We start from the raw sequence: 12,039 nt of genomic DNA on the forward strand, positions 1-12,039 counted from the left end.
GTAGGGTAGCGGCAAGGTGAAGGCCTGTCTGCGTTCGAGCGGAGCCCGTTCACAAGCCCCTTGACTATTCCATACCCGTATGGCTATGAATAAACCCATAGCCAATGAGGTATGAATTGGAAACACAAAGCACCCAGGACCTGCTTTTCCGGTCGCTCGCCGATCCGACCCGCCGCGCGCTTTTCGAGCGTCTGTGCCTGGAGGGCGAGAAGACGGTCGGCGTGCTGACGTCAGGAGCAGGGGTCTCGCAACCGGTCGTCTCGAAGCATCTCGCCGCCCTCAAGCAGGCTGGCCTGGTGCGCGACCGGCATGAGGGACGCCAGACGCATTACAGTGCCCGCATCGAGGCGCTGGCGCCGCTGGCGGATTGGACGACGAAGATGGCCGGCTTCTGGGAGAGCCGGTTCGATGATCTCGAAGAGCTTTTGAAGAGGATGGACCAATGAGCGACGCAACCCATGAACGGCGCACCGTGGTCGTCGAGCGGGAGATCGCCTTTCCGCCGGAAAAGATATGGCGCGCGCTGACGCAGCCGCATCTCTTGCAGGATTGGCTGATGCGGAACGATTTCAAGCCGGTGGTCGACCACCGCTTCAAGTTCAGCGGCGACTGGGGCTCGGTCGATTGCGCGGTCCGCGAAGTCGAACCGAACAGGACGCTCTCCTACAGCTGGGACGCTCATGGCCTCGAAAGCGTCGTGACGTGGACCCTGACGCCGACGGCGAAGGGCACGCATCTGCGCATGGAGCAATCCGGATTCCGACCCGACCAGCAGCAGGCCTTCATGGGCGCACGCGCAGGCTGGCACAAATTCTTCGAGAACCTCGAGCAGCTGCTGGCGCGCGCTTGAGTTTCGACCATATCTTCAGGGAGGAAACATTGGCTTTCAGCAGATTTATCCGGCAGACGCACCGCTGGATCTCGATTATCTTCACGGTGACCGTCGCCGCCAATTTTGCAACCATGGCCTTCGGCACGCCACCGGCATGGGTCGTCTATTCACCGCTTCTGCCGCTGTTCCTGCTGCTTTTCAGCGGCCTCTATCTCTTCGCCCTGCCTTATCTGGCAGGACGGAATTGACGGCAAGCGGCCTCTTCAATCCGGCGCGTTTCGGCTAACGTCGAGGCGACAAATGGATTCGGGAGGGTTAGTAGCGTGCGTCAGGTTCCGGCAGCCAATTGGGCGGAGAGCTATCACTACAGCTTCAGGGAATGCCTCAGCCCCACCTCGGTGGATGAGCTTTGCAGCATCGTCGCGCAATCGGGATCGCTGAAGGCAGTCGGCTCCGGCCACTCCTTCAACGGTATTGCCGATGGCAGCACCGCGATCCGGCTGACGGATATGCCTGCCAATCCAGTGGTCGAGAGCAACGGCACGGAGGTCAGCGTCGGCGGACACTGGACCTATGGCGATCTTGCCCAGTTTCTCCACGGTCAGCGGCTGGCGATCCACAATCTCGCCTCGCTGCCGCATATCTCGATTGCCGGCGCGATCGCCACGGCCACCCATGGATCGGGCGACGGCAACGGCAATCTGGCAACCGCGGTATCGGCTCTGGAATTCGTCGCCGCTGACGGCAGCCTCGTCAAGGTCAGGCGCGGCGAGCCCGGTTTCGACGGCATGGCCGTCCATCTCGGCGCGCTCGGCATCGTGACGAGGGTGAGCCTCGATATCCGGCCGGAATTCAAAATCGCGCAAAGCGTCTATGAAGATCTCGCCTGGGATCAGCTGCTTGCCAATCTCGATCAGATCATGGCAGGCGGCTACAGCGTCAGCGTCTTCACGCAATGGGCGGAGAAGGCGGGGGCGATCTGGCTGAAACGGACGGCTTCCGACGCTGACTGGCCGGCAGAGCTCCATGGCGCGGTGCGCGCTACGGTAAACCGTCACCCGATCATCGGGCTCGATGCCGGCAACTCGACGGAGCAACTCGGCCGTTACGGACGCTGGTCCGACCGGCTGCCGCATTTCAAGATGGGCTTCACCCCGAGCAGCGGCGCGGAGATACAGTCGGAATTCCACGTGCCCCGGCAGCATGGCGCAGCCGCAATCCAGGCCTTGCTGAAGATTCGCGAGCGTTTCGCGCCGCTGATCCAGGCCGGCGAGTTCCGTACCGTCGCAGCCGATACGCTCTGGCTCAGCCCTCAATATCAGCGCGATACGCTATCGATGCACTTCACCTGGCAGCGGGATCAGGATGCCGTCAACGAGGCGGTTCGTCATATCGAGGAGGCGCTCCAGCCTTTCGACGCGCTGCCGCATTGGGGCAAGGTCTTCAACGAGCGCGGCATCGGTGCGCGCTATGAGAAGTTTGACGATTTCGTCAATCTTCGCAACAGGATGGACCCGGAACGCAAGTTCTCGAATCCCTGGCTCGACGCGGTCGTCTTCGGCGCCGGCAAGGCCTGAAAATCGGCATGGCGCTACATCCGTACTTCCGGCTTTACTCATGAAAATGTCTTTCCGGTAGCAGGAAAGCGGGCTCTTCCGATGCCTTTGATAACTGCCGGTGGTGTCACGCTCAGGTCACGCTGGAGGGTGATATGACGTCTGCTTCTTGTTCAGGAGCAGGCAGTGAACCGCTTTATCATATACCTTCCGGACGACCGCGACTGGGTCAAGATACTGACCTCTTTGCAGAAGCTCGGAAGCCTCGAAACCGACCGTGCGCACATGGTGACGTTGGTCAGCCCCTTCGATACCGATCACATCGATGCCAAGCTGAAGGAAGGCCGCAAGTCCTACGTCCTCGTCAAGGTCGAGGGCGAATTGCGCTATAACGTCCGCGACCACGCCGCGACCGCCGTTCTGGCGATCCATGTCGAAGTCTGAGCCTTCGCCGATCCCAATCAATCCTTGAGCCATAAAAAAATCCGGCCGCGTCTCCACGGCCGGATTTTTGTTTTGAACCGTCAGGCTTCTTAGAAGAAGCCGCGGCGCTGCCACCAGCCGGCCTTCTTCGGCTTGCCGTCGCCTTCGGCCTCGGCAGCCTCGCGGGTCGACTTCACGGTCGGTGCAGACGAGGAGATGTTCGATTCGCGGTTGGCGCGGACCGGCTTTGCCTCTTCGGCCGCAGCGGCTTCAGCAGCAGGAGCGGCGAGGTCGGCGGATGCTTCGACAGTCTCGGCTTCCGGCTCTGCAGCGGCTGCAGGCGCTTCTTCGGCGACAACAGGCTCTTCGACAGGCGATGCAGCTGCCTTGCGGCGGCCACGGCCGCGGCCCTTGGCAGGCTTGACCTCTTCGGTGACGAAGGCACCGGTTTCGACGGCTGCCATGGCGCTTTCGCCCTCGGCTGCATCAGTTGCAAAGGCTTCGATCACTTCGGCCTGGGTTTCGACCGCGACGGTCTCGCCGGCTTCAGCTTCCGACTCGGCGTCGCCTTCACCTTCACCGTCGGCGGCATCGGCGCTCAGTTCGCCGTTTTCGTCACGGTTGCGGCGTCCACCACGCTTGCCACGGCGGCGGCGCTTGCGGCGCTGCTCGTTGTCGCTATCGCCTTCGGCGCGGGCTTCGGTTGCAGCGGCTTCATCGCCTTCTGCCTCGTCCTCATCGCCTTCTGCTTCGTCGGCACCGTCTTCAGCGGAGGCTTCGAGGCCCGAAGCCTGGTCGCCATTGCCACCACGGCCACCACGGCGGCGGCGGCGGCGCTTGCGCTTGCGGTTACCGCCTTCGCTGTCGCTTTCCGAACGCTGCTGGGCAGGGCGCTCGGCGCTAGCTGCCTTTTCTTCCAGCTCTTCGTCTTCTTCCTCGTCCATCTCGATCACGACATCGTCGTCGTCATCGTCGGGGATGGCCGCGAAGTTGAAGAGCGTTTCGATCTTGACCGGGTTCTCGACCGGCTCGCCACGATCGATCGCGAAATGCTGCGAACCGATGCTGTTGTCGGCACCGATGACGATCGCCACGCCGAAGCGGGTTTCGTAATCGACGATCGACTGGCGCTTGTGGTTGAGCAGGTAGAGCGCGATGTCAGGCGTCGTGCGCACGGTGATATCGTGCGTCGTGTTCTTGAGCAGATATTCCTCGATGCCGCGCAGGACGTGCAGGGCAACGGAGGACTGCGAACGGACGTGGCCGGTGCCGCCGCAATGCGAGCAGACCTGCGTCGTCGATTCCAAAACCGAAGCGCGGATGCGCTGGCGCGACATTTCCAGAAGGCCGAAATGCGAGATGCGGCCGACCTGGATGCGGGCGCGGTCGTTCTTCAGGCATTCCTTCAGACGCTTCTCGACGGCGCGGTTGTTGCGCTTTTCTTCCATGTCGATGAAGTCGATGACGATCAGGCCGGCAAGGTCGCGAAGGCGAAGCTGGCGCGCCACTTCGTCGGCGGCTTCGAGGTTCGTCTGCAGCGCCGTGTCTTCGATCGAATGCTCGCGCGTCGAACGGCCGGAGTTGACGTCGATCGAAACCAGCGCTTCCGTCTGGTTCATGATCAGGTAGCCGCCGGACTTCAGCGTCACCTGCGGCTGCAGCATGCGGTCGAGCTGTGCCTCGATGCCGGAGCGCGAGAAGATCGGGTGAATGTCGCGGTAAGGCTGAACCACCTTGGCGTGGCTCGGCATCAGCATCTTCATGAAGTCTTTCGCTTCACGATAGCCTTCTTCGCCGGCAACGATGATCTCGCCGATATCCTTGTTGTAGAGGTCGCGGATCGAGCGCTTGATCAGCGATCCCTCTTCGTAAACCAGGCAAGGAGCCGTCGAGGCCAGCGTCAGCGTGCGGACGTTCTCCCACAGGCGCATCAGATATTCGAAGTCGCGCTTGACCTCGACCTTGGTGCGGTTTGCACCGGCGGTACGAAGGATCACGCCCATGCCCTGCGGCACTTCCAGCATGCGGGCGATTTCCTTCAGCCGCTTGCGGTCCTGCGGGTTGGTGATCTTGCGCGAAATGCCGCCGCCACGCGCCGTGTTCGGCATCAGAACCGAGTAACGGCCTGCGAGCGACAGATAAGTGGTGAGAGCCGCGCCCTTGTTGCCGCGCTCTTCCTTGGCGACCTGCACGAGCAGGATCTGGCGGCGCTTGATGACTTCCTGGATGCGGTACTGCTTGCGCGGACGGCGGGCTGCACGATCCGGCACTTCTTCCATCGCGTCTTCGGCGCCGACGGATTCAATCACTTCTTCTTCATGGTCGTGATCGTCGTCGTCATCGTCGTCGTGGCCGCGGCGGCGGGAATCGACTTCTTCCGAGATCGAGTCGCTTTCGACCATTGCAGCCATCGATCCGCCGTTCGAATCGTCGTCGCTGTCGACGGAAGCAACCGGTGCTTCGACATCGGTCGGAACGGCGTCTTCGGTCGCGGTGGTTTCGACAGCCTTCTTGCGGCTGCGGCGCGGCTTGGCCGCGGCCTTCTTCTTGGCCGGAGCGGCTTCTTCGGCAACCGGAGCTTCTGCCTCGGTCGGAGCCTCGGCTGCGACTTCCTCGGCAGGCTCGTCCTTGGCGACGATGCCGATATCGGGCTGCTCCTGGTTCGCCGGATCGTTCATCGGCGCGGTCTCGACATGCTCGACGTCGTCGTCGCGGCGATGCTCTTCGGCCTCGGCGCGCAGCAAGGCCTGACGGTCGGCAAGCGGGATCTGGTAGTAATCGGGATGGATTTCGGCAAAGGCCAGGAAGCCGTGCCGGTTGCCGCCGTAGTCGACGAAAGCGGCCTGCAGCGAGGGCTCAACCCTCGTTACCTTAGCAAGATAGATGTTGCCGCGGATTTGCTTCTTGTGCTGCGACTCGAAGTCAAATTCTTCTATGCGGTTCCCGCGAACGACAACGACGCGCGTCTCTTCCTCGTGAGACGCGTCGATAAGCATTTTGTCTGCCATGTAAGCTGTGCTCCTCGGCGCAGCCCGATACGCGCATTCCCGCCGGTGTCTAGGACAGGCAGGGAACGGTTATGAGCGGTTGCGCCGGATAATGAAAGTCGCGATTGGTTCGGGAGGGTAGGCAGCAGCCAGGCAACAGCGGGGAAGATATTCTCCCGGGGCCTGTAGACTTTGGATAAAACCTGCTGCGACACCATTATGACCAAGCGAGATCGACAATACTAAGACCCGTAGGTCCGATGGGTTTGCTCCTCAGAGCGTTTGGTGGCTATCCACCGATGAAGTTTCCGCATACGCCGGAAAATTCAGAATCCAGTTCACTCGGCTAGAAACACATATGACGGCGGACGATTGCCGGTTGCGGCGCCAGGTCCTCGTGGGGTTGGCAGCCTTCGCGGCGACTCTATCCCGTCAGCACTTCTAACCTGAATTCGTTGTATGGTTTCTCTGTCACAATAGCAAGGGAAAAGCCAAATGTGCCATAATATTGATGGATTTCGGCACGCATAGAAAATCGGGGATAAACGGTCCTGATTCGGCATGCGCTGTGTTACAAGGCTCGGGGAGCCTGACGGCGCTGGCGGGCGTCCGGGACCGATATGCAATGACAGATAGGGTGTGGCGGTCGATTGGTTAAGAGGGAGCGGCCCGCTAAAGGGCAATCCGGCAGGCGGATGAATGTTTTGGCGGGCGCGCTCGTTGCTGCCGCGCTGTGTCTTCATGTGGGACCTGCTTCGGCTGCCGATGGCGGCAAGCCCGAACCGCTGCTTGCCTATGGCGCCCGCATCATCGGCGATGACGCCCGCACCCGCATCGTCGTCGATTTCGACCGCGAACCGGCTTTCTCCGTTCACTACATCGCCAATCCCGAGCGCATCGTCATCGACCTGCCGGCGACCGCCTTCGGCTTCGATGCCAGGCAGCTCGGTGCCCGCGGTCTCTTCAAGGATATCCGCTACGGCGCGATGGGCGAGGGCAGTGCCCGCATCGTGCTGACGGCGATCAAGCCGGTGAAGCTGGCGATCGCCAAGGTGCAGAAGGATGAGGACGGCAAGGGCCACCGCCTGGTGCTCGATGCCGAGATGACGACCAAGGAGGAATTCGCGGCCCTCGTCAAAGGCCAGTCCTGGAGCGATCCGGCCGACCAGCAGGTGACGAGCGCGATACCGGCCGGAGAGACGCCGAAGCCCGGCGACTTCATCATTGCCGTCGATGCCGGTCACGGTGGTATCGATACCGGCGCGATCGGCGTCGACACCAAGACCGAGGAAAAACAGGTGACGCTTGCCTTTGCCAAGGCGCTGGCCGACCGGCTGAACCGCGAGGCCGGCATCAAGGCCTTCCTCACCCGCGATAACGACGAATTCCTGTCGCTTTCCGAGCGCGTGCAGCTCGCCCGCCAGCACCATGCCGGTCTGTTCATCTCGCTTCATGCCGATACGCTGAAGCAAAAGGATATCAGGGGCGCCACCGTCTACACGATCTCCGACAAGGCATCCGACAAGCTCGCCGCCGATCTCGCCGAGCGCGAAAACCTCTCCGACCAGATCGCCGGCAAGGAAACCGTTGCCGAGCCGCCTGAGGTCGCCGACATCCTGCTCGACCTGACGCGGCGCGAGACCCAGGCCTTCTCGATCTCGCTTGCCGAGAATGTGCTCGGCTCCTTCAAGGATCAGATCGGCACGATCAACAATCCGCACCGGCATGCCGGTTTCCAGGTCCTGCGCGCACCCGACGTGCCCTCGATCCTGCTCGAGCTCGGCTTCCTCTCGAATGTCGAGGATGAGAAGCTCCTCCTCGACGACCAGTGGCGGCTGAAGATGGCCGATCTGCTGACCGATGCCGTAAAGCGATACCATTCGTCGGTTGCCGCCAATGGCGGCTGATGCCGTGGCGAAGATGTGACAGTTTGGGCGAAAGCTGAGGATGGCAGTGGAATGGGGCAGGGGAGCCCTATTTTGCTCACATTCAGGCCGTTACTCCCGGCTATGTTTCTGACCCGAGAGGCGGAATCGGCTTGTCGCAGTGCCGCGCATGGAGTAAGCCGCGCGCAACGTGTAAATTGCGCGATCTGATGCGATGATACCGCCTGCGCCGATTGAAGATTTGGAATACCGGTAGCCCAACATGATCAGACTTCTTGGATATTTCTTCGGCATTGCTTGCGTCATGTTTCTTGGCGCAGCAGCTGTCGTGGCCGTTTATCTGGCCAACGTCGCGAAGGATCTCCCCGATTACGCCGTGCTGAACAGCTATGCGCCGCCCGTGACCACCCGCGTTCACGCCGGCAACGGCGCGCTGATGGCTGAATATGCCAAGGAAAAACGCCTGTTCCTGCCGATCCAGGCAATCCCGGACCGCGTCAAGGCTGCCTTCCTTTCGGCTGAAGACAAGAATTTCTACAACCATCCGGGCGTCGACCTCACCGGTCTCGGCCGCGCTATTCTCGTCAACGTCCAGAATTTCGGCTCTGGCCGCCGCCCGGTCGGCGCCTCGACGATCACCCAGCAGGTCGCCAAGAACTTCCTTCTGACCTCGGACCAGACGATCGACCGCAAGATCAAGGAAGCGATCCTCTCCTTCCGCATCGAGCAGGCCTACAGCAAGGACAAGATCCTCGAGCTTTATCTGAACGAGATCTTCTTCGGCCTGAACTCCTACGGTATCGGCAGCGCAGCACTCACCTATTTCAACAAGTCGGTCACCGAACTGACGATCGCCGAATCCGCCTATCTGGCATCGCTGCCGAAGGGCCCGGCAAACTACCATCCGTTCCGCCACCCGGAAGCAGCGCTTGAGCGCCGCAACTGGGTCATCGATCGCATGGTCGAAAACGGCTATGTCAGCAAGGAAGACGGCGAAGAAGCCAAGAAGCAGCCGCTCGGCGTCACCGCCCGCAGCACCGGCCCGTCGCTCTTCGCGTCCGATTACTTCGCCGAAGCCGTCCGCCGTCAGCTGATCGACCAGTTCGGTGAGAAGGCGCTTTATGAAGGCGGTCTCTCGGTCCGTACCTCCCTCGATCCGCAGATGCAGCTGGCGGCCCGCCGCGCCCTGCAGGATGGTCTGACGACCTATGACGAGCGCCGCGGTTTCCATGGCCCGATCAAGACGATCGACACGACTGCCGACTGGGGCAAGGCTCTCGCCGACATTCCGGCGCTGTCGGACGTTCCCGAATGGCGCCTTGCCGTCGTTCTCGCCGTCTCCGACGACAGCGTCGATATCGGCCTGCAGCCGCCGAAGGACGGTGGCGGCAAGATCGGCCCGGATCGCGAGCGCGGCACCATCCAGGCAAAGAACATGCAGTGGGCCTATCGCTCGTCGACCGGCGACCGCAAGACGGCGAAGTCGCCTGAGGGCGTTCTGTCGCCCGGCGATGTCGTCTATGTCGCGCGCCAGGGCGGTGAGACATCGACATCATACCGGCTGCAGCAGCCACCGAAGGTTCAGGGTGGCCTCGTTGCCATGGACCCGAAAACCGGCCGCGTTCTCGCCATGGCTGGCGGCTTCTCCTACGGCCAGTCGGAATTCAACCGTGCGACGCAGGCGATGCGCCAGCCGGGTTCCTCCTTCAAGCCTTTCGTCTACGCAGCCGCGATGGACAACGGCTATACGCCTGCCTCCGTCATCATGGACGCCCCGATCGAGATCGTCTCCGGCGGTCAGGTCTGGAAGCCTGAGAACTACGGCGGCGAAGTCGGCGGCCCCTCGACCTTGCGTTCGGGCATCGAGCATTCGCGCAACCTGATGACGGTCCGCCTCGCCAACGACCTTGGCATGAACATCGTTGCCGAATATGCCGAGCGCTTCGGCATTTACGACAAGATGCCGCCGCTGCTCGCCATGTCGCTCGGCTCCGGCGAAACCACGGTCCTGCGCATGGTCTCGGCCTATTCGGTCATTGCCAATGGCGGCAAGCAGATCAAGCCGACGCTGATCGACCGCATCCAGGACCGCTACGGCAAGACCATCTTCAAGCATGAAGAGCGCGTCTGCGACGGCTGCAATGCCGGCGACTGGCAGAACCAGGAAGAGCCGAACATCGTCGATAACCGCGAACAGGTTCTCGACCCGATGACCGCCTACCAGATCACCTCGATGATGCAGGGCGTCATCACCCGCGGTACCGCCGCAGGCAAGATCGATCTCGGCGGCCGCGATGTCGCCGGCAAGACCGGTACCACCAACGATGAAAAGGACGCCTGGTTCGTCGGCTTCACGCCGGATCTGGTCGCCGGTCTCTACATGGGCTTCGATACACCGGCGCCGCTTGGCCGCGGCGGTACGGGTGGCGGCCTTTCGGCGCCGATCTTCAACGAGTTCATGCAGGCCGCCGTCAAGGACATGCCGCCGTCGAAATTCGTGATCCCGCAGGGCATGAACCTCGTCGCCATCGACCGCAAGACCGGCATGGCGGCGCAGGAAGGCGATCCGAACACGATCATCGAAGCCTTCAAGCCCGGCACCGGCCCGGCCGACAGCTTCTCGGTCATCGGCATGGACAGCACCATGTCTCCGGAAGAGATTCTGAAGACCTCGCCGCAGGCCAACCAGGCCGTTCAGTCGAACAGCGGCGGCCTCTACTAATCACCTTCGTCGAACGCCATGCGGCGGCCGCGGGCTTTACATCCGCTGCCGCCGCAACTATTTGACGGGCCATCTCGAGACCAACGCAGAGAAGCAGGAAAATGCGCGCGGAGATCATAAACGTAGTCGATGAAACCAAGCAGGCTATCACCCTGCTGAGGAGGCATCTTTGACTGGGACCAGGCGATAAGACGGCTGGACTGGTTGAACAATAAGGCAGAGGACCCGAACCTCTGGAACGATGCCCAGGAAGCACAGAAGCTGATGCGCGAGCGCCAGCAGCTGGATGACGGCATCAACGGCGTGCGGCAGCTCGAGCAGCAGCTGAACGACAATATCGAGCTCATCGAGATGGGCGAGGAAGAGGGCGATGCGAGCGTCGTCACCGAGGCCGAGGAAGCGCTGAAGGGCCTGAAGGCCGAAGCGGCGCGCCGCCAGGTCGAGGCGATGCTGTCAGGCGAGGCCGACAGCAACGATACCTATCTTGAAGTCCATTCCGGCGCCGGCGGCACGGAAAGCCAGGACTGGGCGAACATGCTTCTGCGCATGTACACCCGCTGGGCTGAGCGTTCGAAATTCAAGGTCGAGCTTCTGGAAGTCCATGACGGCGAAGAAGCGGGTATCAAGTCCGCGACCCTGCTCGTCAAGGGCCACAATGCCTATGGCTGGCTGAAGACGGAATCGGGCGTTCACCGCCTGGTGCGTATCTCGCCTTATGACAGCAACGCGCGCCGTCACACGTCCTTCTCGTCGATTTGGGTCTATCCCGTCGTCGATGACTCGATCAACATCGAGATCAACGAGAGCGACTGCCGCATCGATACCTACCGTTCCTCGGGCGCCGGCGGCCAGCACGTCAACACGACCGACTCGGCCGTGCGTATCACCCATATCCCGACCGGCATCGTGGTCGCCTGCCAGCAGGAACGCTCGCAGCACAAGAACCGTGCCAAGGCCTGGGACATGCTGCGTGCCCGCATGTACGAAGCGGAACTGAAGAAGCGTGAAGACGCCGCCAGCGCCGAAGCCGCATCGAAGACCGATATCGGCTGGGGCCACCAGATCCGCTCCTACGTCCTGCAGCCCTACCAGCTGGTCAAGGATCTGCGCACCGGCGTGGCCAGCACCGCTCCCGGCGATGTTCTCGACGGCGAACTCAACGAGTTCATGGAAGCGGCTCTCGCGCACCGCATCAGCGGCAAGCCCGACGCCGTCGTCGACGACATCGATTGATCGCTGCAGGCATGTGAATAAAGAAAGCCCCGGTCTCCCGGGGCTTTTTCGTTCTAGAGGTTCAGGCGGAAATAGACGCCGTTGCGATGCGGCCGGTAGTAACGGTCGTGATATCGCCAGTAGCGATGCTCCCGCCAGCGCCGCTCGGCGCGCCAGTCGCGATAGTGGTGCCTGTTATAGCGCCAGCCATGGCGATAATAGTAACGATGGTTGTTCCGGTAGTGACGGTGCCGGACCTGAACGACATCGCTCTTTTCCACAGCCGCAACCGGCGCCTGCGACCGCGGCATGGCCGAGACAGGCTCCGCCGCAACGACGGCCGAGCCGATCGAAAGAACGGCCGCAATGGCAAAATGGGCGATTTTCATAACGCATCTCCTTGGTAGTTCATGCCCAAGGT

Annotated in this window: 10 protein-coding genes; 8 read left to right on the top strand and 2 right to left on the bottom strand. The window is 61.9% G+C overall.

The genetic code is table 11. From position 1 onward, the window contains the following. The first annotated feature begins 116 nt into the window (after positions 1-116). The 5 genes from ACEN84_RS16705 (at position 117) to ACEN84_RS16725 (ending at position 2,832) form a co-directional block, all read left to right on the top strand. Entirely contained in the window at positions 117-446 is a 330-nt protein-coding gene (locus ACEN84_RS16705) for an ArsR/SmtB family transcription factor (RefSeq protein ID WP_413709307.1), read from the top strand. Next, positions 443-850, top strand: coding sequence for an SRPBCC family protein (locus ACEN84_RS16710; protein WP_413709308.1), 408 nt, complete (start codon positions 443-445; stop codon positions 848-850). Before ACEN84_RS16705 ends, ACEN84_RS16710 begins: the two co-directional genes overlap by 4 nt. Before the next feature lie 29 nt (positions 851-879). Continuing rightward, on the top strand, positions 880-1,080 hold the full coding sequence (locus tag ACEN84_RS16715; protein WP_413709309.1) for a hypothetical protein: 201 nt from the start codon (positions 880-882) through the stop codon (positions 1,078-1,080). A 75-nt stretch (positions 1,081-1,155) separates the two neighbouring features. After that, on the top strand, positions 1,156-2,409 hold the full coding sequence (locus ACEN84_RS16720) for a D-arabinono-1,4-lactone oxidase (protein ID WP_413709310.1): 1,254 nt from the start codon (positions 1,156-1,158) through the stop codon (positions 2,407-2,409). A 165-nt stretch (positions 2,410-2,574) separates the two neighbouring features. Continuing rightward, the gene (locus tag ACEN84_RS16725; RefSeq protein WP_413709311.1) at positions 2,575-2,832 is read left to right on the top strand and encodes a hypothetical protein; all 258 of its coding nucleotides are present in this window, start codon (positions 2,575-2,577) and stop codon (positions 2,830-2,832) included. Between the two features lie 89 nt (positions 2,833-2,921). On the opposite strand, the gene ACEN84_RS16730 is transcribed toward ACEN84_RS16725, so the two are convergent. After that, positions 2,922-5,819 (bottom strand): Rne/Rng family ribonuclease, encoded by a 2,898-nt coding sequence (locus ACEN84_RS16730; RefSeq protein ID WP_413709312.1) that lies wholly within the window; start codon positions 5,817-5,819, stop codon positions 2,922-2,924. A gap of 674 nt (positions 5,820-6,493) precedes the next feature. On the opposite strand from ACEN84_RS16730, the gene ACEN84_RS16735 reads away from it, so the two are divergent. From ACEN84_RS16735 to prfB, 3 genes are all read left to right on the top strand, one after another. Then, entirely contained in the window at positions 6,494-7,705 is a 1,212-nt protein-coding gene (locus tag ACEN84_RS16735; RefSeq protein ID WP_413709313.1) for an N-acetylmuramoyl-L-alanine amidase, read from the top strand. Positions 7,706-7,946: 241 nt separating this feature from the next. Further along, a complete protein-coding gene (locus ACEN84_RS16740; RefSeq protein ID WP_112720413.1) occupies positions 7,947-10,406 on the top strand; it encodes a penicillin-binding protein 1A in 2,460 nt (819 codons plus the stop codon). A gap of 101 nt (positions 10,407-10,507) precedes the next feature. Next, a protein-coding gene (gene prfB / locus ACEN84_RS16745) for a peptide chain release factor 2 (protein ID WP_413709314.1) occupies positions 10,508-11,639 on the top strand; the annotation gives its coding sequence in 2 pieces (ribosomal slippage) (positions 10,508-10,576 and positions 10,578-11,639; 1,131 coding nt in all). A gap of 53 nt (positions 11,640-11,692) precedes the next feature. On the opposite strand, the gene ACEN84_RS16750 is transcribed toward prfB, so the two are convergent. Beyond that, entirely contained in the window at positions 11,693-12,007 is a 315-nt protein-coding gene (locus tag ACEN84_RS16750; protein ID WP_413709315.1) for a hypothetical protein, read from the bottom strand. Positions 12,008-12,039: the final 32 nt, after the last annotated feature.

Source organism: Rhizobium sp. Rhizsp82 (assembly GCF_047325115.1).
Lineage (GTDB): Bacteria > Pseudomonadota > Alphaproteobacteria > Rhizobiales > Rhizobiaceae > Rhizobium.

Coding starts and splice junctions, on each gene's coding strand:
- ACEN84_RS16710 (WP_413709308.1), top strand. CDS start 443: ATGAGCGACGCAACCCATGAACGGCGCACCGTGGTCGTCGAGCGGGAG.
- ACEN84_RS16730 (WP_413709312.1), bottom strand. CDS start 5,819: ATGGCAGACAAAATGCTTATCGACGCGTCTCACGAGGAAGAGACGCGC.
- ACEN84_RS16735 (WP_413709313.1), top strand. CDS start 6,494: ATGAATGTTTTGGCGGGCGCGCTCGTTGCTGCCGCGCTGTGTCTTCAT.
- ACEN84_RS16750 (WP_413709315.1), bottom strand. CDS start 12,007: ATGAAAATCGCCCATTTTGCCATTGCGGCCGTTCTTTCGATCGGCTCG.
- ACEN84_RS16740 (WP_112720413.1), top strand. CDS start 7,947: ATGATCAGACTTCTTGGATATTTCTTCGGCATTGCTTGCGTCATGTTT.